The 24,288-nt window shown below is 38.1% G+C and carries 15 protein-coding genes and 3 pseudogenes; 13 read left to right on the top strand and 5 right to left on the bottom strand.

Translation table 11 applies throughout. The annotated features are described in order from the left end of the window. Positions 1-294: 294 nt before the first annotated feature. The 3 genes and pseudogenes from RTP99_RS07250 to RTP99_RS07240 all read left to right on the top strand — a co-directional run bounded on the left by RTP99_RS07250 (position 295) and on the right by RTP99_RS07240 (position 1,760). Positions 295-439: pseudogene (locus tag RTP99_RS07250) on the top strand (peptidase T). A gap of 16 nt (positions 440-455) precedes the next feature. Then, positions 456-1,163 carry a cytochrome c-type biogenesis protein CcdA gene (gene ccdA / locus RTP99_RS07245; RefSeq protein ID WP_001152681.1) on the top strand — a complete coding sequence of 236 codons (708 nt, stop codon included), beginning with the start codon at positions 456-458 and terminating at the stop codon, positions 1,161-1,163. Positions 1,164-1,253: 90 nt separating this feature from the next. Next, positions 1,254-1,760, top strand: a complete 507-nt coding sequence (locus tag RTP99_RS07240) for a CcdC family protein (protein ID WP_001028639.1) — start codon at positions 1,254-1,256, stop codon at positions 1,758-1,760. 62 nt (positions 1,761-1,822) lie between these two features. On the opposite strand, the pseudogene RTP99_RS07235 reads toward RTP99_RS07240, so the two are convergent. Beyond that, positions 1,823-3,028: pseudogene (locus RTP99_RS07235) on the bottom strand (hypothetical protein); the annotation flags it as partial. A gap of 776 nt (positions 3,029-3,804) precedes the next feature. Between RTP99_RS07235 and ltrA the strand changes: the two are divergent. Beyond that, positions 3,805-5,733 carry a group II intron reverse transcriptase/maturase gene (gene ltrA, locus RTP99_RS07230; protein WP_000999901.1) on the top strand — a complete coding sequence of 643 codons (1,929 nt, stop codon included), beginning with the start codon at positions 3,805-3,807 and terminating at the stop codon, positions 5,731-5,733. A 180-nt stretch (positions 5,734-5,913) separates the two neighbouring features. On the opposite strand, the pseudogene RTP99_RS07225 reads toward ltrA, so the two are convergent. Continuing rightward, positions 5,914-12,267, bottom strand: a pseudogene (locus RTP99_RS07225) (DUF7507 domain-containing protein); the annotation flags it as partial. Between the two features lie 274 nt (positions 12,268-12,541). On the opposite strand from RTP99_RS07225, the gene RTP99_RS07220 reads away from it, so the two are divergent. Both RTP99_RS07220 and RTP99_RS07215 read left to right on the top strand, forming a co-directional pair. Next, complete coding sequence (locus RTP99_RS07220; RefSeq protein ID WP_000896240.1) at positions 12,542-13,612, top strand: hypothetical protein; 1,071 nt, start codon at positions 12,542-12,544, stop codon at positions 13,610-13,612. 42 nt (positions 13,613-13,654) lie between these two features. Next, positions 13,655-14,710 (top strand): hypothetical protein, encoded by a 1,056-nt coding sequence (locus RTP99_RS07215; protein ID WP_000896226.1) that lies wholly within the window; start codon positions 13,655-13,657, stop codon positions 14,708-14,710. A gap of 31 nt (positions 14,711-14,741) precedes the next feature. Here the strand turns inward: RTP99_RS07215 and RTP99_RS07210 are convergent, their stop codons facing one another. Together RTP99_RS07210 and RTP99_RS07205 are read right to left on the bottom strand one after the other, a co-directional pair. After that, positions 14,742-15,182, bottom strand: coding sequence for a DUF2621 domain-containing protein (locus tag RTP99_RS07210; protein WP_000889381.1), 441 nt, complete (start codon positions 15,180-15,182; stop codon positions 14,742-14,744). Between the two features lie 103 nt (positions 15,183-15,285). Further along, positions 15,286-15,582, bottom strand: a complete 297-nt coding sequence (locus RTP99_RS07205; protein WP_000262396.1) for a hypothetical protein — start codon at positions 15,580-15,582, stop codon at positions 15,286-15,288. Between the two features lie 254 nt (positions 15,583-15,836). On the opposite strand from RTP99_RS07205, the gene RTP99_RS07200 reads away from it, so the two are divergent. Together RTP99_RS07200 and RTP99_RS07195 are read left to right on the top strand one after the other, a co-directional pair. Further along, complete coding sequence (locus RTP99_RS07200) at positions 15,837-16,415, top strand: AAA family ATPase (RefSeq protein WP_000332135.1); 579 nt, start codon at positions 15,837-15,839, stop codon at positions 16,413-16,415. Then, on the top strand, positions 16,412-16,984 hold the full coding sequence (locus tag RTP99_RS07195; protein ID WP_000722216.1) for a DJ-1/PfpI family protein: 573 nt from the start codon (positions 16,412-16,414) through the stop codon (positions 16,982-16,984). The genes RTP99_RS07200 and RTP99_RS07195 overlap by 4 nt, the downstream gene beginning before the upstream one ends. Positions 16,985-16,997: 13 nt before the next feature. Here RTP99_RS07195 and RTP99_RS07190 read toward each other — a convergent pair whose 3' ends face one another. Then, positions 16,998-17,945, bottom strand: coding sequence for a class I SAM-dependent methyltransferase (locus RTP99_RS07190; RefSeq protein ID WP_000166753.1), 948 nt, complete (start codon positions 17,943-17,945; stop codon positions 16,998-17,000). A gap of 194 nt (positions 17,946-18,139) precedes the next feature. Between RTP99_RS07190 and hutP the strand changes: the two genes are divergently transcribed. The 5 genes from hutP (at position 18,140) to hutG (ending at position 24,118) form a co-directional block, all read left to right on the top strand. Next, complete coding sequence (hutP, locus tag RTP99_RS07185) at positions 18,140-18,580, top strand: histidine utilization transcription antiterminator HutP (RefSeq protein ID WP_000926516.1); 441 nt, start codon at positions 18,140-18,142, stop codon at positions 18,578-18,580. A 103-nt stretch (positions 18,581-18,683) separates the two neighbouring features. Then, positions 18,684-20,201, top strand: a complete 1,518-nt coding sequence (hutH, locus tag RTP99_RS07180; RefSeq protein ID WP_000631849.1) for a histidine ammonia-lyase — start codon at positions 18,684-18,686, stop codon at positions 20,199-20,201. 23 nt (positions 20,202-20,224) lie between these two features. After that, positions 20,225-21,883: a urocanate hydratase gene (gene hutU / locus RTP99_RS07175; RefSeq protein ID WP_000416709.1), complete on the top strand. Its 1,659-nt coding sequence runs from the start codon at positions 20,225-20,227 to the stop codon at positions 21,881-21,883. Between the two features lie 13 nt (positions 21,884-21,896). Further along, positions 21,897-23,168, top strand: coding sequence for an imidazolonepropionase (gene hutI / locus RTP99_RS07170; RefSeq protein ID WP_000887535.1), 1,272 nt, complete (start codon positions 21,897-21,899; stop codon positions 23,166-23,168). Further along, entirely contained in the window at positions 23,147-24,118 is a 972-nt protein-coding gene (hutG, locus tag RTP99_RS07165; protein WP_000399842.1) for a formimidoylglutamase, read from the top strand. Before hutI ends, hutG begins: the two co-directional genes overlap by 22 nt. The last annotated feature ends 170 nt before the right edge of the window (positions 24,119-24,288 follow it).

Raw genomic sequence — 24,288 nt, 5'->3', positions numbered from 1 at the left:
CGTAACGGACATATATAACTAGAGGGAAGTATACAAAATTAAAAATGAAGGGTCAAATAAAAGAAAAGTGTGACATTTTATAGAATAATAATAAAAGTATGATATTTATGCATAATCTTGAAATTAGTAATAATAGAAGTATTGTAAAATCAAGTTTGTATTGTATAAAGACAGCATTTGAAAAAAATATTTTTTAATCAATATGTATATAAACGTACGAATAACATGCTAATCATTTGAGAAACTATATTACCTTTGTTATGTTAATAACATTAGAGAGGTTTTGTAGTGTAATTGAGATTTTTCTATATAAATAGAAGGAAATGAAAACGTTTTTTTAGAAAAAGTGTGAAAGGATAGTTTTTCTTATTATCACGTTGGAAAAGTGATTTCACGAATTGTTCATAGTATTTTTATATGTTTTTGCTACAATATGTAAGGAGAGGAGTGGAATAATGCAAGATATTAGTATTTTTTTAGCGTTTGGTGCTGGGTTTTTATCATTTATTTCCCCATGTTGCTTACCGCTTTATCCGGCATTTTTATCGTACATAACAGGTATGTCGGTTTCTGAGTTGAAAGAAGAAAATGCAATGCTTCGCAAAAGAAGTATGATACATACAGCGTTTTTCTTACTTGGATTTTCAATTATATTTATTGCAATTGGATTTGGTACAAGCTTTATCGGGGGCATTTTTACGAATTATAAAGATTTAATTAGACAGTTAGGTGGTATATTTATCATCGTGTTCGGTTTAATTATTGTCGGTGTATTTAAGCCGAAGTTTTTAATGCAAGACCGTAAATTTACATTTAAGAATCGTCCGAGTGGTTATTTTGGATCTGTTCTAATTGGATTGGCATTTGCGGCAGGATGGACACCTTGTACAGGACCTATTTTAGTATCGGTTATTGGATTAGCAGCAACAAATCCAGAATCAGCAATGATTTATATGATCGCATACATACTTGGATTTGCTATCCCGTTCTTCGTACTATCATTCTTTATTACGAAAATGTCTTGGATTAAAAGAAACAGTATGAAGTTCATGAAAATCGGGGGATACATTATGATTATCATGGGTATCTTCTTATATTTTAACTGGATGACAAAAATTATCGTATATTTCTCAAGTTTATTTGGTGGTTTTACGGGTTTTTAGTATTATTCTGTGAAAATGTTGGAAATACTAACGGAAAAGCATATAATGAAAGTATATTTTGCATATAGCCACAAAAAAGGATGAGAAAATATGAACATAGTTGTTTTATCCAGTATCGTTGCTGTTTGTATGGCTGTTGGTGCGATGTTTATTCGTTTAAAAGCAGCTAAGAAACCTGCAACATTGAAAAAAATTATACTTCCACCATTTTTTATGAGTACGGGAGCGTTGATGTATGTTTTTCCTGAATTTCGATTAACTCCAGCAGAAATGTTAGAAGCAATTGGCGTCGGTTTGTTTTTCTCTATTTTTCTTATTAAAACATCTAAATTTGAGATTAGAGGACAAGAGATTTATTTGAAGCGTTCCAAAGCATTTGTTTTTATATTAATTGGATTACTTGTCGTGCGGATTGTATTTAAAACATACTTAAGCCAATCTCTTGATTTAGGACAACTTAGTGGTATGTTCTTCTTACTGGCATTTGCGATGATTGTGTCATGGAGAATTGCAATGTACCGTTCCTTTACGAAATTACAGAAGGAAATGGAAAAAGAAGATGGTTTTTATAATGAAAAAGATATGAAATTAACTTAAAAACTGTATATGTATAAAATAAAAAGACAGCGTCAAAGGCGCTGTCTTTTTATTTTATATTGCTAACATCTTCTATTCCAACCGCGCCGGATAAAACGTTCCCCATTAAAGAAACAATTTAAATTTGGTGAGACGAACGGACCGATAAACGGAATAATGTTTGGCTCTGAAGTTTCATCAACGGAAATCGGTGGTTTAGTAGGATCTGGTCTGAGTGTATAGCGAATGCGGGCGGTATTTCGAATGAGACCATTTCGTGGCTCTGCTGTTACTTGAACGATAAAACGAACAACAACGGATTCACTTGGATTAACAGTATTGATAAGAATACCGATAGTTGGGTTAGTTCCGGGACGTGCTACTCCATTTACAGTTACTGAATTTGGATAGAAAGTAACTTCAGGAGGAAGTGGGTCGGTAATGAGTACGTTATTTACTGGGATGGTGCCATTGTTAGTAAAGGTAAGTGTATATGTGATGAAATCACCGAGATGGGCGCTATTTACATTTGCGGTCTTAATAAATGTGTTTGGCTCATTAGGGTTTACTTCTATCGTAATTGGTGGTGTTGTAGTCGTTGTTGTGATAGGTGGTCTAGTCGGGTCGGGTTGAGAAGTATACGTAATGGATGCGATATTTGTAATCATTCTATTAGCTGGAAGTGTAATAACCTGTACTTGGAATGAAATAGTTACGGATGCTGTTGGATTAAGAGTTCCGACTGGAATGCCTGTGGATGGATTTGCGTTTGGAACGGGAATGTTATTAATTGTGACACTATTTGGAACGAATGATGTGCCGACAGGAAGTGAGTCTGTAACAGAAATGTCAGTGACAGGAATCGTACCTTCATTTTGGAATGTGATAGTAAATGTAATCGTATCACCTACTGAAACGATGGATTTATCAGCGGTTTTTATCGGATTAATAGTCCCAACGTTTACAGGAGTAATTGTAGTAGGTGTAGGCGTAGTAACGGATACAGGTGGTTTAGTAGGATCGGGTTGGTACTGGAAGGAAACGTTACCTTGGTTTTGAATTTCTCCGCTTGGTGGAATTGAAGTAACTAGGACACGGAAAGAAATCGTTGCGGATTCAGAAGGAGCAAGTGTTGAAATTGGGATGCCTGCTGATGGATTTGCAGTTGGTTGCGGCACGTTGTTAATTGTTACACTATTTTGGATGAACGAAGTACCGATAGGAATTGTATCAGTTACAAGTATATGATTAGCAGGAATGGTACCTGTATTTTGGAGAGAAATCGTATACGGTGCGAGACGTTCTCGAGTAAGTAATGCGGGAGCATAGGCGACAACGAGGACTATTCTTAATTGTAGAAACATCGAAAACAATAAAGAGTAGGATAACTGTTCAGGCGAGTGAGAGGAATGAAGGAGTAACGCCCCGAAACTCTCCCAGTGAGATTCCCAACTGCATACACTCGGCAGAGTGAGATGTTGGAAGCAGGGTAAAACATGCGGTTACGGTTCGTAGTGTCTATATGGATAACCGAAAGCCAGCAGGAATAATAAACCGGCTGGAACTAACTAAGTACCGTATGCTGTCAACCGACAAGGTGAGAATGTGTAAACACTGACGAACTTGCGAATGTACACCTCGATAGGTTTACGGGTCAGAAATGATTCGGAGTCTGAAAATAAGACTTGTCTAATGGATTGGAAACATCGCATAGTGACCAATCCTAACGTTGTTACAGGCAACGGAGCTAGACACGGGGTAAAGCAAGCACCTAAATCGGAGATTGAAAGATCTTTAAAACAACGATAGTCTGAACGGAACGTCGAAAGCCACTAACGTTGGGTCTATGACTCTATCGGCGGATATAGTTGAATACGAAACGGGTAACCGAGGGAAGTATTCTTAATAGTGGTGAGAGTAGTGGCACGACCGTTGAAGATTCTGTAATGGAATTGGAGGAACAGCCACAAGCCTATTTGTAGGAACTGAAATTTCATCTAATCTTGCATGGATTCTGGTAAGACTCAAAAGGTCACCAAATCAATATGAGAGTAGGTGATAGACCATGAATGATAGAACTAAGTCCACGCCAAAGAATAAGAAACTAAGACACAACGAATACTACGGTATCCAAACTTTCTTAGATAACTTATACCAGAAGGCAACAAAGAAAAATTCTTTTAAAAATTTAATGCCTATCATTATATCAGATGAAAATATACTCCTCGCGTTTCGTAATATTAAAGGAAACAAAGGGAGTAAAACAGCAGCTTGTGACAATGTAAACATTAAGGATATTGAGAGAATGGAACAAAGCTATTTCTTGAACGAAGTAAAAAGACGCTTTCAAAACTACCAACCGCAGAAAGTAAGGCGCAAGGAAATACCGAAACCCAATGGGAAAACCAGACCTCTGGGAATACCAAGTATGTGGGATAGGATTATCCAACAATGCATCTTACAAGTAATGGAGCCTATCTGTGAAGCACACTTCTGTAACCGAAGTCATGGATTTCGCCCAAACAGAAGTGCTGAAAATGCTATAGCAGACGCAACAAAACGGGTAAATCAGCAAAACCTTACATATGTGGTGGATATAGACATTCAGGGATTCTTTGACGAAGTAAGTCACGTCAAACTCATGCGCCAACTATGGACACTGGGTATTCGTGACAAACAACTACTAGTCATTATCCGGAAAATATTGAAAGCGCCAGTGCAACTGCCTAACGGCAAAACGATATTTCCGACCAAAGGTACCCCGCAAGGTGGTATCCTTAGTCCACTACTCGCCAATGTTAACCTTAACGAATTTGACTGGTGGATTAGTAATCAATGGGAAACTTTCAAAGCCAAGAAGGTAAAGCCGAGATTGAAAGATGGGATTTGGAGTAATGACACTGTAACATATTGTCTATCCAAAACATCCAAGATGAAACCAATGTATATCGTAAGATACGCAGATGATTTTAAAATCTTTACAAATACACGTAGGAATGCGGAGAAAATTTTCGAAGCAACTCAAATGTGGTTAGAAGAACGTCTAAAACTGCCTATCTCAACCGAAAAGTCTAAAGTAACCAATCTGAAAAAGCAACAGAGTGAATTCTTAGGTTTCACTCTTAAGGCTGTAAAGAAAGGTAAGAAGAACGGTAACACACGATACATTGCAGTAACACACATCTCTCCAAAAGCACTGGAAAAAACAAAACAAGATTTAGCAAAACAAGTGAAAAGGATACAGAGAACCCCAAACTCTAATGAAACAATTAAGAGAATCAGTATATACAACAGCATGGTCATTGGTAAGCACAACTATTATAAAATAGCAACGCATGCTTCCCTGGATTTCAGTAAAATGAACCATAGTCTTGGTCACATGATGTATAACAGATTCCCAAAGTCAAAAATTAGAGGAAAAAGCAACACAAACGGATACACGAATATAGGGAAATATAAAGGGAAAGACAGAGGTATTAAACCATACCTAAAGTCAAAAGCGATGAGATTTCTCATGAAATGTCCTATTTTACCAATCTCCTATATTCAACACAAAAAACCGATGATGAAAAAGCAATCTATTAACAGATACACCGCAGAAGGACGAGCCCTTATACACAAAAACTTGGCAGAAATAACCGAAGCGGAACTGAAATGGTTAAGAGAAAACCCAGTTATAAATGAACGGGCAACCATAGAATACAATGATAATCGAATTTCTCTTTATATTGCACAAAAAGGAAGATGCAGTGTAACAGGTGAGAAACTCTCGCCTTGGGACATCCACTGTCACCATAAGCGATTATGGAGTGAAACAAGGGATGACAGCTACAAAAATCTTACCATCATCAAGCCAAGTGTCCATACACTAATACACGCGACCAATATAGAAACCATAAACCAATTCCTCAATAAATTAAAACTCAACGAGGAACAGTTAGGCAAACTTAATAAATTGCGGAAATTAGTCAAAAATGAGGAAATCTGTATGTAATCACAAAATGAAGTGGATATGGAACATGAACAACTAGCGTTGTTTGCTTAGAGCTTATCATTATTAGATGAAAAGAAAACTACAATATAGGTGGACCGCGGTATGCCGTGAAAGTGGCACGTACCGTGCGGATCGGGGGAAAAGTTGGAGATAACCTCAAAGACTTACCTATCGACAATTAATGATATCACCTAAAGTAACTGTTTCCGGCGTGGCTGTTTTTTTCGGATTTAATATAGCTGTATTTACATTCGTTGTGTTAATTGGAGTAGGGTCTGTAATTGTAATAGGAGGTTCACCAGGACCTGGTTCATATGTGAAAGTAACAGTTGCTTGATTTCGAATAATACCACCAGGTGGTACACTTGTGACTCTTGCTTGGAATTGAACAGTAATTGTATCGTTTGGATTGACTGTTCCAACAGGTATACCTACAACAGGATTTGCTCCAAGATCTGGAATGCCATTTATTACAACAGTACCTGGAAGAAACGTTAACCCGTTTGCTAACGGATCAGTAATGATAACGGAAGTTGCAGGGACTGATCCGCGATTTTGGAAGGTTACAGTATACGTTATGATTTCATTTATATCTACAATTTGTTTGTCTGCTAGTTTATTTGGGTTAGGTGTAGGTGTAATAACGGCTACTTCAACAGTTGGAGTAGGATCTGTAATAGTAATAGGGGGTTCGCTAGGGTTTGGCTGGAATGTGTAAGTGACAGTTGCAGTGTTTTTAATAATACCGTCTGGTGGGAGTTCAGTTACAGTAACTTGATAAGTTAATGTAACAATTTGTCCTGGAGTTACAGTCCCAACGTTTACACCATTATTTGGATTTGTTCCAGGTTGCGTGACGCCATTAATCGTAACGCTGTTCGGAATGAAAGTAGTACCAGATGGAGTAGGGTCTGTAATAATAACATCTGTCGCATTAATATTCCCGACATTTTGGAACGTAATTGTATATGTGACAGTATCACCGAGATTAATAACTTGAGGGTTAGCTTGTTTGTTAGGATTAATAGTAACTTCACTTACTTGCGTCTTTGTAGTAGGTGTAGGTGTAGTAACAGATACAGGTGGTCTAGTAGGGTCTGGCTGATATTGGAATGAAACGATCCCTTCATTTTCAATAAAACCTGTCGGTGGTATCGAAGTTACTTGAACTTGGAAAGTTACGACGGCTGAAGTGTTAGGTTCTAATGTACCGATAAGAATTCCGGAACTAGGAACGATACCTGGTTGTGGAATGCCGTTTATCGTAACGCTATTCGGAATGAAAGTAGTACCAGCTGGAATAGGATCGGTTACAAGTACATTTGTTGCAGGGACAGTTCCTGTATTTTGTAAGGAGATTGTATAGGTGATTGTGTCACCTAATAAAGCAAATGCTTTATCAGCGGATTTTGTAGGGTTCGTTGTTGCGGTATTGACATTTGTAGTAGTAGGTGGAGTCGGTGTAGTTACTGTTACTGGGGGTTCTCCAGGATTAGGCTGGAATGTGTAGGTGATAGTAGCTTCATTTATAAGAATTCCGTTTGGGGGTATTGAAACAACACGAACTTGGAAAGTTACAATGATCGATTCACTAGGGTTTAATGTGCCAAGAGGTATGCCAAGAGCTGGATCTACATTACTAGTTGGAGTGCCGTTAATTGTAACGCTATTTGGAATGAAAGTAGCTCCTGTTGGGATTGGGTCTGTAAAGACGATGTCTGTCAGTTGTACTGTTTGTAAATTTTGGAATGTAACAGTGTACGTAATAATATCACCTATATCAACATTGTTACGATCAGCTGTTTTTGCTGGATTAATAATGGTGTTAATGATTTCAGTATTAACTGGTGGTGTTTCTTCTGTTTCTGTAATAGGAGGTTCATTTGGATTAGGCTGAGAGGTAAAGTTGACTGAACCAACATTTGTAACAACCCCGTTAGGAGGTATATTCGTAATCGTTACTTGGAACGTAATGGTTATTATTTGATTTGGTTGTATTGTACCAATGAGTATCCCAATGCTTGGATCAACACCTGGTTGTGAAAGGCCATTTACTGTAACAGAATCTACAATAAATTGTGTGCCTACTGGTGGTTGATCAATGACAGATACATTTGTCATAGGAATATTTCCAGTGTTTTCAAGGGTGATTGTATAAGTGAGTGCATCGCCAATGTTAGCGATTGGCAAATCTACTGTTTTTGTTGACTCTAATTCTGCATTTTGTACAATTGTTTCTGCGATTGGAGTCGGTGTGGTTGTTGTAATAGGCGGGAGTGTCGGATCTGGTTGAGATGTGTAAGTGACATTTGCTTCATTTGAGATAATGCCATTTGGTGGTAAAGTTGTTATTTGTACTTCTAAAGTAACAGTCACTATTTGTCTAGGGTTTAATGTGCCAACTGGGATTCCTGTTTCAGGGGTCAAATTAGGTTGTGGAATGCCATTAATCGTAATGCTACCAAGGATAAATGTAGTTCCAGTAGGGACAGAATCTGTAATAATGACATCAGTTGCAGGTATATTACCGGTATTTTGAAGGGTAATTGTATAAGTGAGCGTATCACCAATACTTGCAAACTCACGATCCACTGTTTTTTGCGGGTTCGGGTTAGCGGTACGAACAGGTAAAGTTACGGTAGGAGTCGTTTCTGTTGTTGTAATAGGAGGTTCGCTTGGATTAGGCTGAGAAGTGTAGGTAATACTTGCTGTATTTTCTATTTTTCCATTAGGAGGAATAGCGTTTATTTGAATCTGAAATGTAACAGTAACTGTCTCGCCGGGATTAACTGTTCCAACAGGAATTCCTGTGACTGGACTTACGCCGGGTTGAGCGACATTGTTTACAGTAACACTATTCGTAATAAAAGTTGTACCCGGTGGCAAAGAATCTGTAATTGTTACACCAGTAGCAGGTATAGTTCCTTGGTTTGTAAATGTGACAGTATAAGTTACAATATCGTCAATTTCTGCAAACGTAAGGTTTGCTGTTTTTGTTGGACTTATGACTACAGTTTGGATAGGAGTCGTTGTTTCAGGAGTTGTTTCTGTTTTTGTGACTGGAGGTAAATTTGGATCCGGTTGATAATTAAATGTTGCACTACCTTGATTTCGGATTTCGCCGCTAGCAGGGATGTTTATTACTCGTACTTGGAAAGTAATCGTTGCGCGTTCGGATGGCACTAAAGTTCCAAGTGAAATTCCTGATGATGGATTTGTTCCTGCTTGAGGAATCCCATTAATCGTAACACTATCTGGAATAAATACAGTACCGGCAGGGATAGAATCTATTACTGTTATATTCGTAGCAGGAACAGTACCGGTGTTTTGAAATGAGAGAGTATAGGTAATGACATCATTTAATGCAACGAAGGAGCGATCTGCTGTTTTTTGTGGATTTAGTGTAGCGGTATTAACTGCTGTTTCTGTTTCAGGAGTTGTAATAGTTGTCGTAACGGGAGGTTCATTTGGATTTGGCTCGTATGTGAATGTAATATTTGCTTGATTTCTAATAACTCCTCCGGGCGGGATACTATTTACTACACCTTGGAACGTAACTGTAATACTTTGACCGGGATTTACAGTGCCGACGGGTATACCAATTTCAGGGTTTTCTCCAAGTTGTGATGTGCCATTTACGACAACGCTACCTGGAACGAAAGAAACACCAGATGGAAGTGCATCTTTTATAATAACATTTGTAGAGGGGACGGTCCCTCTATTTTGGAATGTTACAGTAAAAGTAATCGTATCCCCTATATCAGCAACTTGTCGATCAGCAGATTTTGTAGTCGTTGGATTAGGATTATTAATTGGAATGTTTACACTTGGAGTGGTAGTAGTTGTTGTAACAGGAGGCTCACTTGGGTTCGGTTGATATTGGTAAGTGAAGGATGCTTGGTTTCTAATTATTCCATCAGGTGGTAAGTTTGTAACGACAACTTGATACGTGATTGTTTTCGTTTCTCCGACAGAAATGGTACCAAGTGGTATACCAAGTGATGGGGCTGCTCCTGGCGTTGTAATGCCATCGATTGTAACACTATTTGGAACGAAAATAGTCCCGTTAGGTGTAGGGTCTGTAACGACTACATTTGTAGCCGGAACGGTCCCGTTATTTGTAAATGTGACCGTGTAGGTAATCGTATCTCCTAAATCAGCAACTTGTTTGTCGGCAGATTTTGTAGGCGCTGTAATAACGGTCCCAACTTGAGTTTCAGTTTTAGGAGTTGGGGTAGTTGTTGTAACAGGAGGCTCATTTGGATTAACAATATAATTAAATGATACACTGCCTTGGTTTTCTATAATTCCATTTGGCGGGACACTTGTAACTTGAACTTGGAATGTAATTGTTTTTGCTTGATTTGGATTTAAAGTACCGATTGATATACCGTTTTCAGGATTACTGTTAGGTTGTGAGACACCATCAATCGTGACGCTATTTGGAATAAATGTTGTACCGTTTGGAATTGGATCTGTTAGTACAATATTTGTTGAGGGAACAGTGCCGTTATTTTGTAAACTAATTGTATACGTAATAACATCACCAATATCAACGAAAGTACGATTAGCAGATTTTGTAGGGTTAACTGTAGCGGTATTAACAGAGACTGTAGTAGGTGCTGTCGGTTCGGTTGTGGTAACCGGCGGTCTTGTTGGATCTGGCTGGTACGTATATGTCGTTGAAGCTTCGTTTGTAATAACACCGCCAGCTGGAATTTGTGTAACAAGAACTTGGAAAGATAGTGTTTTGGTTTCACCGGGATTAATTGTTCCAACCGGGATTCCTAGTGCGGGATTTGAATTTGGAACCGGTACATTATTTAAGATTACGCTATTCGGAATGAATGTTGTACCAGTAGGAATGGTATCAGTAAAAACTACATTTGTAGCAGGGATCGTACCATCATTAGTGAAAGTAATCGTATACGTAATAACATCACCAATATCAACAGTAGTTTTATCCGCCGTTTTAACAGGGTTTGTAATAGCGGTGTTAACAGGAGTAGTAGTAGGTGGTGTAGGGTTTGTTGTTGTAATAGCTGGTTTTGTAGGATCTGGTTGATACGTAAATGTTGTGGTTCCGATATTTCGGATTAGGCCATTCTCTGGGAGAGAGGTAACTTGAACTTGGAAAGTGACAGTGACAGTATTACCAGCTGCGATTGTACCAATTTGTATACCACCAGAAGGATTTACGCCAGGTTGTGAAGTACCGTTAATTGTGACGCTATTCGGAATAAATGTAGTGCTACTTGGAATTGGATCAGTTACAATAACGTTCGTTGCAGCGATGTTTCCTGTATTTGGTACAGTAATCGTATACGTAATAATATCACCGATATCAGCAATTTGTGGACTAGCGGTTTTTGTTGGATTTACAATTGCAGTTCGTACAGAAGTAGTTGTTGGAGGTGGTGTTATCGTAGTGGTTGTTGGGGGTTCAGCCGGATTCGGTTGCGACGTAAATGTTACATTTGCTTCGTTAGTAATCGTTCCGTTAGCTGGAAGGGAAGTGACTTGGACTTGAAATGTGACAGTTGTAGTTTGACCAGCAGGAATTGTACCTAGCGGAATATTTGTTGGAGTTACGCCAGATTGTGCCGTTCCATTAACTGTAACACTGTTGGGAATAAAAGTAGTGCCAGTAGGGATAGGGTCTGTGATAGAAACGTTTGTCGCTGAAATATTACCGTTATTTGGAATGGTAATCGTATACGTAATGATGTCACCAATATTTACAATTTGTTGGTTTGCACTTTTAGTTGGATTAATGATAGTAGCATTAATTTGTGTTTCAACTATATTACTTGTAGAGTTTCTGTTAATTGGTGGTTGGTTTGGTGGATTATATTGAAAACTTGAAGTTGCACTATTTGGAATAGGGTTAGGTGTAGGGAGAGTATTAACTCGAACTTGAAACGTAATTGTAGCATTCCCGTTTGCAGCAATCGTTCCTACATTTATTCCAGTAGCAGGATTATCTGTAGTAGAAGTACCATTAACTGTAACGCTACCCGGTACGAACGATGTGCCGGCAGGAGGTGTGTCTGTAATGATAACATTATTAGCAGCTAATGGGGCTTGATTTGTGGCCGTAATTGTATACGTAATCGTATCACCGATAGTAGCAATTGTTTTATCTACTGCTTTTGTTAATGCGACATTAGCTGTGAAAATATCTGTATTAACTATATTGCTTGTTGTTGTACGTGTGATAGTGGGTGCGTTAGGTGCAGGTTGAAATTCGTATCCAAATGATGCTACGTTACTGGCGACAGGTGGGGTAGGAATACTTGTTACATCTACTTGGAAAGTAATTGTAACAGAGCCACCAGCCGGAATATTATTAATAGGAATTCCAGTTGAAGGATTGCCGGCTGTTGGAGTACCATTAACAGTTACACTGTTTGGAACGAAAGTGGTGCCAGCAGGTATAGGGTCTGTAAATGTAACGTTTTGTGCAGGTAGTGTTCCGGTATTTTGGACAACGATTGTATAGGTTAAACGACTTCCTATTGTTGCTATTGCCATTAGATTCGTCCTTTCTAAATGAATTTAAATCCGATCAATAGTTAGACATTTACAAATAGTATCCATTTAAAATTGAAAGCTGGTTCTATTTGTAAAAAAATATGAAAAATGAGCTCGTCATTGCATCCTATTCAAATATAAATGAATAGGAATAGGCAAAGGCTTTTTTTTGCCTAAATTAGCTCGTACGTATATAAATGGAACTTTTTCGTTTTGCTCGCATTAAATGAAATAGCGAGAAAATATTACTTTTAATAGAAAGGAAGTGAGGTTATTGGCCTTTGTACAAACATATACAAAAACAGATTCGCTTTTTATGGTGCATACAGGAAATACGTTAGGGATGCGCGGTATTACGACAGCTACTGCATATCAATATAACGCATTAATTTCCACAAATACAAATTTGAGTTTTGCTGGGGTGCCGTCTTCCACAGATGCGGATACCTTTGCAGGAACGACGAATGATTGGACATTAAATGGTTCATGGGCAAGGTTAAATCCTTCACTAACAGACGTACCAGCAACAGCAACTGTAGATTTTGCGATGTTAGTTTGGCAAGGAACATTGGGAGGTACTGTTACAGAAGAGGTAGTAAATGCGAATACTCCAACATTCAGAACTCCGGATGATGTGACTCACACTATTACAAGTACGCCTGCGTGGGGAGAAACAAGGTCGAGTGGGACATTTCAAGGTACGATTTATACACGTGCAGCTAATGTGACGAGTATTCTTCAAGGACATCCTAATCGTGCTGTAGGTGATTATTTTGTAGAACGTGTTCCAACAGCAAATCCACCTTTGCAAGGAACAGGGGTAGGGTGGGCATTAGTTGTTGTATATCGTGATAATTCATATCCTGTTAGGAATGTTAGTTTATATACTGGGTTACTCATTTCTACATTGGGTGAGACGGCGACGATTTCAAATTTTATCACTCCTGCTGTAGCACCAGTTAATGCTCGTGTATTTACAATGGCGATAAATGGTGATACAGATGCGACAGGTGATAGATTTAACTTAAATGGTACGGGACTTTCAGGACCTAATAATTTAATAAACAACTTTTTTGCTTCACAAGTAAATAATTATTTGGGGAATTTAAATACAGTCGGAAGTTTTGGGGATAGAAATATGCCCATTGGTACTTCTGCGACTAATCGGCGTGCAGAATTTGATGTGACAAATGTACCTGCAAATGGGGTGTTAACAGCTGGATCAACTTCTACGACAGTGAATATCCCAAATACATTTGACTATCTTTATGCTGGTGCTGTAGGTTTGCAAATAGAGTTAGGAGAGGCACGTCTAACTGCTACAAAATCAGTAACTGTAAGTTAAATTGATAGAAAAATTCTCGTAAATTAATAGGGAGGAATTCTTTTGGCTTTCGTTCAAGCTTACGGTAAAAATGATAACTTATTTATGATGCATACGGGTAATACGATGGGAATGCGCGGTACTGCAAATACAAACTTTGCTTACAATGCACTTATAACATTAAATACGGATTCTACTTTTGGAGGAGTTCCTTCATCGACAGATCCGAATACATTTGGAGGTACAACAAATGATTGGACATTAGATGGCTCATGGGCTGAATTAAATCCATCGACTACTATCGTTCCAGCTACGGCGGTTGTAGATTTTGCGTTACTTGTTTGGTCAGGTGGATTGGATACGGCTGTTACAACTGCTGTTGTTGATGCGAATCCTCCAAATTTAGTTACGCCTGATGGAACGAGTACACAAGTGACAATTAATTCAGCATGGTCATCAGAAGGGACAAATCTCCCTTTTATAGCAAATGTTTATAACCGAGCAGCAGACGTCACATCTTTACTGCAAGGTTTACCGAATCGAGCGGCAGGAAGATATAGTGTAACGAGATTACCTACGCGTCAGCCAGTTGGTTATGGTGCTGGATGGTCTTTAATTGTAGTTTATCGTGATTCCTCCTATCCAATGAGAAATGTAAGCTTATTTCCAGGTTTTTTATTATCAGGTACACCACAAACCATTTCAGGATTTTTTACGCCAGCTACAGGAACAGTGACAGCGCGAGCCTTTGTAATGGCAGTAAATGGTGATCCGAACTTTACAGGTGATAATTTTCAGTTGAATTCTGTGACATTAACGGGACCGAATAATCCATCAGGAAATTTTTTTAGAGGGCAAGTGAATGATATTAACGGAAATTTAAATACAATTGGTAGTTTTGCGGATCGGAATTTTTCAGGAACAACTACAAATGCAAATGCAAGAGCTGAATTTGATATTACAAATGTAAATGCAACAGGTTCTATTGCACCAAATACGACATCTACACAAGTAAATATTACAGGTACAGGGGATACGATTTATACAAGTGCGGTTGGATTACAAATAGATTTGGCAGAAGCTAGATTAACAGCCGAAAAATCTGTAACTGTAAGTTAAAAAAGATTGCTATAAGCTAGCAATCTTTCTTTTATGAGGAGGATTTTGTCAGTAAAGATTCATAATGAGAATAATCAATTTCTTTTTCTTGTAGTTTTTTTACTAAAAATTTATGATCACGTTTCGGTGTAGCGATAATATACCCTTTAATAATTAAATCTTGTGTAATTTGAGAGGCTTTTTCTTGTAATGCAAGCTCTCCGATTTTGCCAGCAATTTTTGATTTAGCAACATCGCGAAATAATTCTGGAACAGGACTTACGAGCTCTTCTAACAATTGTTTTTGTTCGTCATCCCACAAATGCCTAGTTTTATTAATATAGTGCTCTTCCCAATCTAAAATGGACATACCATCTTCTTTTGGTAGTCGTTTCAGAAATTTTCTGAACATAAAATATCCACCGATAGACATAAGCCCTAATAAAATAACAGTCCATAGCACAATAAACCAACTGAACCATCCTTCGAGCAAATATATCCCCCCTTAATGATTGCGGTTTTCTATTATTCATATTATAAACAGTGAGATTCATAGAAAGCAAGAACGCTTGGTCATTTTGACCAAGCGTTATCATTTAAACAAAGTATAGTTGTTCCACACATAAATTATTATTATCATCTTCTACATATTCAATGATTAATGTGCCAACTTTACGATCTTTATCTTCAGTTGTGAAAATAGAGTAAGAAGTAAAACGTGCTGTTGATAGGCCACTTATATGTGTAGGTAAAGAAATGTAGTCGTTATCGCGGAAGAATTCCATCAGTTCAATATCCTCAAATTCTTTTCGGTCAACTTGTTTGTTTGTATAGTGGCGTTGAAGTTGTTTTAAAGACTCATTCCAAGAAATTGCTTTTGTATCGTATACCATTGTCTTATCTCCTTACTGTATGTAATCATTAAGAACATACGTTCTAAACTAGTATACTCTTTTTATTAGAAAAGGGAAAGCAAAAAATAATGTAAGCTTGGATTTCCAAGCTTACATTATTGATGCGTCCGTCATAATCTCTATTTTTTATTATAAGTTACATAAGAATAAGAAACAAGATGATATATATTTTGTTGATGGTTTTAAAAATTCTGTATATTATGAATGTACTAAAGTGCAAGGGAATGAGAGGGATGGCATATGTAATTTCACTCCAAGGACCGATGGCAAGTGGAAAAACAACATTGGCTAAAAGATTAGAACGATATGGGCTTTCAGTTATATATGAAAATCCTTATCCAATTGTAGAAAAGCGAAAACAATTAAATTTGGATATGAATTCAAAAGAAGGGTTTATAGTAAATCAAAAAATGTTTATAGAAGCTAAAATAAAGGAGTTTCAAAATGCGAAGGGTTCAGTCGTTATTTTTGATCGTGGACCTGAAGATATTGAATTTTATACACTTTTTTATCCAATGATTATAGGGAAAGAGTGGGATATAGAAACTGAATTGAAAGATGAATTATATAAATTAAGAGAATGCCGTTCAGATGCTATTTTTTATTTAGATGTGACGAAAAAGAATGTATATGATAGAAAAAATAACGATAGAACAAGAAAGCGAAGTACATTTGAGGAGCAATTTAAATTAGTAGAAACTGAAAAAGACTGGTATAAACAATTTCCTATAACTTATGTGGACACGAATAGATTAACAGCAGAAGAATTAGAAGTATATTTTATGGATTGGTTAAAGGAAAGAGGGCTATGAAAAAAATACTTTTATTTGTATACCCAACATTTGCGGAGTTTGAAATAACAGTAGCAACGGCATTGCTGAAAAACAAATATGGAATCATTACAGCAGGTTTAACAAAAGAATTGATTATAAGTGAAACGGGTTTGCAAGTGCAACCACATATAGAATTAAGAGAAGTGCGTGTGGAAGAATATGAGGGAATTATTATTCCAGGCGGAGATGCGATACATATGAAGGATGCGGCAGGACTCTTTGCAGTCATCCGTCAATTTCACGAACAAGAAAAATTAGTAGCTGCTATTTGTGCTGGACCGTATGTGCTAGCAAAAGCAGGATTATTCAAAGAAAACTCGTATACAGTAACTATGGATTATAGAAAATTAGATTGTTTTCCAGTAGAAAATTTTGTGTATGAAGAAGTTGTGCAACATTCAAATATTATTACAGCACAGGGGCATGCATTTGTGCCATTTGGAATAGCGATTGCCTCTTATTTTTGGGTAACAAACGAACATAATATAAATTTTTACAGTGGTAAGGGGAATGTGATGATGGAGGAGCTTTTACTTAAAAATATGTAAAAGCTAGCGAATGCTAGCTTTTTTCTTTTTGACATCGATAAATGGCTAACGTTTTCGGATCGCGCCATATACCGTTATGAAGTAACAATTCATTTTTTACTTCTTCTTTTAGCCATTCCTTCATTTCGGCGTGAAGATGTGTATTATCAGGTATATTTAGCGACGGAAACATGCTAGAAATATAGTTTACAATTGGAGTAGCATGATGAAAAACGAGAGCATTATGAATAACTGCTTCTTCAACAGTTGGAAAAACAGACTGTAATATCTCTTTACCATTTTCCAAACAAAATGGCGTGACTGAAGATGTTGTTTTCGGTAAATCAAATGCGCCTAACATGCGGTTACACATTTCAACTATACGAGGTAATGTAACGTCAGAATTTGTTGTAGCTAAAAGTGAGCCGCCAGGACGTATTACTTTATGGAACCCTTGGATGGTTTTTTCAACATCTTTCATGTAATATAACATATGTCTTGCGACGATCCAGTCGTAGCAATTGGCTTCAAAAGGAAGTTTTTCAGCGTCACCTAGTCTCCATTCAATTAAATTATTCGTTTTAGTGGCTTCAGAGAGCATAGCTTCTGATTGATCAAAACCTGTTAATTGACCTTTATGGCCATTCGCTTGCAAAAGGGAAAGAAATTTTCCGTTAGCGCATCCAACCTCTAATATTTTCTCGTCTCCTTGAAGTTGTAAATGATCCATGACGACTTTATCTAAATTCACATGTTTTTCTTCATAATGTTTATGCGTATCGATACGAGCTTGTAAATGGTTGCTTACGTTGTATTGGCGTTTTACATCATTCATCTTTTCGCATTCCACCTTCGTGCAAAATTGCTGAATTGCGTGCGTTAATACGTCGGTTTTCTTTAAGCCTTCGTAATGGAGTGCAGCTTCAAACCTTTCAAGTAATTTTTCTTCAATTCGAAAATGAATATCTTTTCGCTTTGTCACTGAAATCTCTCCCCTTTGTATCGGTTAGTGAGACTATAACACGCCTGAAAAATTTGTGTAAATCATTTGTGTACACAAATGGAGGAGATGAAAAAATTGTTTGAATGTGAGTTTAAACTATTGACGATTTAACCGTTTTCATATATTCTTAAATTAAGAAATATTCAAATAATTAAAAGAAATGAGAGAGTCACATGCTTCTTCAAGGAACACATCGAATTGGTCGTATGGCCATGCTGTTGGCACTTGCGGATGAGAATGAAAGCCCTGTATTATCTATCCCAAAAGGTTGGAAGTATTGTACGGGGAAAGTGGGTTCGATGAATTCGCAAAAGGTTGTCGCAGCAATGGAAACAGCGGCTAAGAGCAACCAAGTTATTGAAACAGACGTTTACAGAGAAACACATGCACTTTATCACGCAATTATGGAAGCTTTGTACGGAGTGACGAGAGGTCAAATTCAGTTAGCAGACGTTCTTCGTACAGTGGGACTTCGCTTTGCGATTGTGCGCGGTACACCATACGACGGAAAAAAAGAGGGCGAATGGGTTGCTGTTGCATTATATGGAACGATTGGTGCACCTGTAAAAGGATCTGAGCATGAGGCGATTGGTTTAGGAATTAATCACATATGATTTGCCCATAGTCTATTAGTTAGAAGGGGGCCTTACTTTTTTAGGACAGAAGTCTGTCTTAAAAAGATAAGGTCCCCTTTTGCCTTTTTAAGGAGGAAAAACAATGATTACGTTAACAGGACACACATTGACAATTGAAGAAATGAAGAGGTTGTTACTTGAAGGAGAAGGTGTAACAGCTTGTCCAACTAGTATGCAAAAGGTGGCGGAGTGCCGCGAAGTAGTTGAGAAAATTGTAGAGGACGGAAAAGTCGTTTACGGTATTACAACTGGATTTGGAAAGTTTAGTGATGTGCTAATTCAAAAAGATGATGTAAAGGCACTTCAACATAATTTAATTCAGTCACATGCATGTGGGATAGGCGAGCCATTCCCTGAAGAAGTATCACGCGGTATGTTAATTTTACGAGCAAACACGATGCTTAAAGGAGTATCTGGTGTTAGACCGCTCGTTGTAAATATGCTTCTTGAGTTTGTAAATCGTAAAATTCACCCAGTTGTTCCACAACAAGGCTCACTTGGTGCGAGTGGCGATTTAGCACCTTTATCTCATCTTGCGCTCGTATTATTAGGTGAAGGTGAAGTGTTCTATAAAGGAAAACGCGTTCATGCAATGGTCGCTCTTACAGAAGAAGGTCTTGAGCCAATTGAACTTGAAGCGAAAGAAGGTCTAGCGTTAATTAATGGCACGCAGGCGATGACAGCGCAAGGAGTTCTTTCTTATATAGAAGCAGAAGCAACGGCTTATCAAGCTGAATTAATTGCATCTATGACAATTGAAGGTTTACAAGGCATTATTGATGCATTTGATGAAAATGTTCATAAAGCACGTGGTTATAAAGAGCAAGTGGAAGTAGCGAGCAGAATTCGTGACATCCTTCATGATAGTAAATTAACAACAAAACAAGGAGAACTACGTGTGCAGGATGCATATTCACTTCGCTGTATTCCGCAAGTACACGGTGCTTCTTGGCAAGTTTTAAATTATGTGAAAGAAAAATTAGAAATTGAAATGAATGCAGCAACGGATAATCCGCTAATCTTTGATGGCGGGGAAAAAGTAATTTCAGGTGGTAATTTCCACGGTCAACCAATTGCATTTGCGATGGACTTCTTAAAAGTAGGGATGGCAGAACTTGCAAATATTTCAGAGCGTCGTATTGAGCGTTTAGTGAATCCGCAATTAAACGATTTACCACCATTTTTAAGTCCAGAACCAGGACTTCAGTCTGGTGCAATGATTATGCAATATGCTGCAGCGTCACTAGTTTCTGAAAATAAAACGTTAGCACATCCGGCGAGTGTTGATTCAATCCCGTCATCAGCTAACCAAGAAGATCACGTAAGTATGGGAACAATCGCTTCACGCCATGCACATCAAATTATTCAAAACGTAAGACGTGTTCTTTCAATTGAGATGATTTGTGCGATGCAAGCTGCAGAATATCGCGGTATTGAAAACATGAGTACAGTGACGAAAAGTTTCTATCATCAAGGTCGTCAGCAAGTGCCTTCTATTACAAATGACCGTATATTCTCAACGGATATTGAAAATATTGCGCATTGGTTAAAAACGAATTATTCGATCAAAGAAAGATTAGATGTAAACGCAGCACTATAAAATGAGAAAAGGGAGAGATTGAAATGGAAAAAGTTAAACAAACAATTCGCGCGCCAAGAGGTACGGAGTTACAAACGAAAGGGTGGGTGCAAGAAGCTGCACTTCGTATGTTAATGAACAATTTAGATCCGGAAGTTGCTGAAAAGCCAGAAGAATTAGTTGTATATGGTGGGATCGGCCGTGCAGCTCGTAACTGGGAAAGCTACAATGCAATTGTAGATTCATTAAAAACGTTAGAAAGCGATGAAACTTTACTTGTTCAATCAGGAAAACCAGTTGCAATCTTTAAATCACATGAAGATGCACCTCGCGTTCTTTTAGCGAACTCAAACTTAGTACCGAAGTGGGCGAACTGGAATCACTTCCGTGAACTAGAGAAAAAAGGTCTTATGATGTATGGACAAATGACAGCAGGTAGCTGGATTTACATTGGAACACAAGGTATTTTACAAGGAACATATGAAACGTTTGGTGAAGCGGCACGTCAACATTTCGGTGGTTCATTAAAAGGTACATTAACACTTACTGCTGGTTTAGGTGGTATGGGAGGTGCACAACCTCTTGCTGTAACGATGAATGGCGGTGTTGTTATCGCTATTGATGTTGATAAGCGCAGCATTGATCGTCGTATTGAAAAGAGATACTGTGATATGTATACAGAATCATTAGAAGAAGCATTAACGGTTGCGAACGAGTATAAAGAGAAGAAAGAACCGATTTCTATTGGTTTATTAGGAAATGCGGCAGAGATTTTACCAGAGCTAGTGAAGCGTAATATTACGCCAGATTTAGTTACAGATCAAACATCTGCTCATGATCCATTAAACGGTTATATTCCAGTAGGTTACACGTTAGAAGAAGCAGCAAAACTTCGTGAAGAAGATCCGGAGCGCTACGTACAATTATCAAAAGAAAGCATGACAAAACATGTAGAAGCCATGCTTGCTATGCAAGCAAAAGGCGCAATTACATTTGATTACGGAAATAACATTCGCCAAGTTGCTTTTGATGAAGGTTTGAAAAATGCATTCGATTTCCCAGGATTCGTTCCAGCATTTATCCGTCCATTATTCTGCGAAGGAAAAGGACCATTCCGCTGGGTAGCACTTTCTGGTGACCCAGAAGATATTTATAAAACAGACGAAGTAATTTTACGTGAGTTTGCTGATAATGAGCATTTATGTAACTGGATCCGTATGGCTCGTCAGCAAGTTGAGTTCCAAGGTCTTCCGTCACGTATTTGTTGGCTTGGTTACGGTGAGCGCGCGAAATTTGGTCGCATTATTAATGAAATGGTTGCAAATGGTGAATTATCAGCACCAATCGTTATCGGTCGTGACCATTTAGATTGCGGATCAGTAGCATCTCCAAACCGTGAAACAGAAGCGATGAAAGATGGTAGTGATGCAGTAGCTGACTGGCCAATTTTGAATGCATTAATTAACAGTGTAAACGGTGCAAGCTGGGTATCTGTTCACCACGGTGGCGGCGTTGGTATGGGTTATTCACTTCACGCTGGAATGGTTATCGTTGCAGATGGAACAGAAGCAGCAGCAAAACGTATTGAGCGCGTATTAACTTCTGACCCTGGTATGGGTGTTGTTCGTCACGTGGATGCAGGGTATGACTTAGCTGTGGAAACTGCGAAAGAAAAAGGCGTTAACATTCCAATGATGAAATAAGGAGGAGAAAAACATGCTGGACACTTTACTAATAAATATCGGTCAATTACTAACAATGGATCAAGAAGATGGCTTGTTAAGACGGGAAGCGATGAACACGCTTCCTGTTATCGAAAACGGTGCGGTTGGAATTGAAAATGGTGTAATCACTTTCGTTGGGACAGCAGAAGAAGCAAAAGGACTTCAGGCAAAAGAAGTTATTGATTGTGGCGGGAAAATGGTTTCTCCTGGTCTTGTTGATCCGCATACCCACCTTGTATTTGGTGGATCTCGTGAAAATGAAATCGCGCTAAAATTACAAGGAGTTCCATACTTAGAAATTTTAGAACAAGGCGGAGGTATTCTTTCAACTGTAAATGCAACGAAACAATCGTCGAAAGAAGAGCTTGTTCAAAAGGCGAAATTCCATTTAGACCGTATGCTATCTTTCGGAGTTACAACTGTAGAAGCGAAGAGTGGTTACGGATTAGATGATGAGACGGAATGGAAACAATTAGAGGCAACGGCACAATTACAAAAAGAACATCCAATTGATTTAGTTTCCACATTTTTAGGTGCTCATGCAGTTCCAAAAGAGTATAAAGGTAGATCGAAAGAATTTTTACAATGGATGTTAGATTTATTACCAGAAATGAAAGAGAAGCAATTAGCGGAATTCGTTGATATTTTCTGTGAAACAGGTGTGTTCTCTGTTGAAGAGTCAAAAGAGTTTTTATTAAAAGCGAAAGAGCTTGGATTTGATGTGAAAATTCATGCGGATGAAATTGACCCTCTTGGTGGTGCGGAAGCAGCGGCTGAAATTGGTGCAGCATCAGCGGACCATTTAGTTGGTGCTTCTGATAAAGGAATTGAAATGCTTGCAAACTCTAATACAGTAGCGACTTTATTACCAGGAACAACTTTCTATTTAAATAAAGAAAGCTTTGCACGCGGCCGAAAAATGATTGATGAAGGTGTTGCAGTTGCGTTAGCTACAGACTTTAACCCGGGCAGCTGTCCAACGGAAAACATTCAGCTTATTATGAGCATCGCAATGCTGAAGTTGAAAATGACACCAGAAGAAGTTTGGAATGCGGTAACAGTTAACTCTTCTTACGCAATTAATCGTGGCGATGTAGCTGGGAAAATTAGAGTAGGTCGCAAGGCAGATCTAGTGCTATGGGATGCTTACAATTATGCTTACGTACCGTATCATTACGGCGTAAGTCATGTAAATACAGTATGGAAGAATGGTAATATCGCATATACAAGAGGTGAACAATCGTGGAGCACGGCCACTATTTAAAGAAAAATGCCAAGTTTATCGATCGTGAAGTGACAAAATGGAGTGAAATGATTAAAGATTGGGAGGAAGGCGTGGAAATATTCGGTGCGGCCTTAATTGGAGCACCCCTTTCTAAACCATCTATTAGTCATTCAGGAGCAAGTTTTGCTCCAAAAACAATTCGTGCGATGTTAGATGCATATAGCACGTACGCAATTACAGAAGAACATGATATGAAAGAAAGTGTCTTATATGATTGCGGAGATATTACGATGCATGTGACGGATATAAAAGAAAGTCATAACCGAATTGCGAAAACAGTTGGTCATGTAACGAAAGTAAATCCGAACATGATACCAATCGTTCTTGGTGGGGATCATTCGATTAGTTTTCCGAGTATAACAGGATTTGCAAATAGTAAAGGGAAGGTCGGTATTATTCAATTTGATGCCCATCATGATTTGCGCAACTTAGAAGATGGTGGTCCGTCAAATGGTACACCGTTCCGTAGTTTACTAGAAAATGGTGTTATTACAGGAAAACAACTCGTTCAAATCGGTATTCGTAATTTTTCAAATGCACGAGCGTACCATGAATATGCAAAAGAACATGGCGTGACAGTGTATACAATGAAAGATGTACGAGAGCGAGAAATAAAAGATATTATGACGGAAAGTATCGAAGTATTAAGAAAGCAAGGCGTGACTTCTATTTATATTTCTCTTGATATGGATGTACTAGATCAAGCATTTGCGCCAGGTTGTCCAGCGATTGGTCCTGGGGGAATGGATAGCGCGACTTTACTGGATGCGATTGAATTTCTTGGCAAAGAACCTCTCGTTCAAGGGATGGATATTGTAGAAATTGATCCAACTCTTGATTTCAGAGATATGACGAGCCGAGTAGCTGCGCAAGTGATTATGAGTTTTCTTTTAGCGAGAGAGACAGTCCGTAAGCAGGTTAGTATATAGGCGTGAAATTAATAGGGAATGTTTAACGATTCCGTATAAAAAACACATTACTACTTATATGTAGTAATGTGTTTTTATGTAAAAAGAGAAGGTGAAATTAGAATGTATATATGGGTGGAAAAGTTAATAAGATTGCGGGTTTTTAGTGATGTTTTACGAATTTATTTTCT

Origin of the sequence: Bacillus sp. (in: firmicutes), assembly GCF_031983925.1 — a bacterium.
Taxonomy (GTDB): Bacteria; Bacillota; Bacilli; order Bacillales; family Bacillaceae_G; genus Bacillus_A; species Bacillus_A pacificus.
This window is presented reverse-complemented; position numbering and strand designations above follow the sequence as displayed.

Bases quoted from the DNA above. Each gene is read 5' to 3' on its own strand.
- ccdA (WP_001152681.1), top strand. From the start codon at position 456: ATGCAAGATATTAGTATTTTTTTAGCGTTTGGTGCTGGGTTTTTATCA.
- RTP99_RS07240 (WP_001028639.1), top strand. From the start codon at position 1,254: ATGAACATAGTTGTTTTATCCAGTATCGTTGCTGTTTGTATGGCTGTT.
- ltrA (WP_000999901.1), top strand. From the start codon at position 3,805: ATGAATGATAGAACTAAGTCCACGCCAAAGAATAAGAAACTAAGACAC.
- RTP99_RS07205 (WP_000262396.1), bottom strand. From the start codon at position 15,582: ATGGTATACGATACAAAAGCAATTTCTTGGAATGAGTCTTTAAAACAA.
- RTP99_RS07200 (WP_000332135.1), top strand. From the start codon at position 15,837: ATGGCATATGTAATTTCACTCCAAGGACCGATGGCAAGTGGAAAAACA.
- RTP99_RS07195 (WP_000722216.1), top strand. From the start codon at position 16,412: ATGAAAAAAATACTTTTATTTGTATACCCAACATTTGCGGAGTTTGAA.
- hutP (WP_000926516.1), top strand. From the start codon at position 18,140: ATGCTTCTTCAAGGAACACATCGAATTGGTCGTATGGCCATGCTGTTG.
- hutH (WP_000631849.1), top strand. From the start codon at position 18,684: ATGATTACGTTAACAGGACACACATTGACAATTGAAGAAATGAAGAGG.
- hutU (WP_000416709.1), top strand. From the start codon at position 20,225: ATGGAAAAAGTTAAACAAACAATTCGCGCGCCAAGAGGTACGGAGTTA.
- hutI (WP_000887535.1), top strand. From the start codon at position 21,897: ATGCTGGACACTTTACTAATAAATATCGGTCAATTACTAACAATGGAT.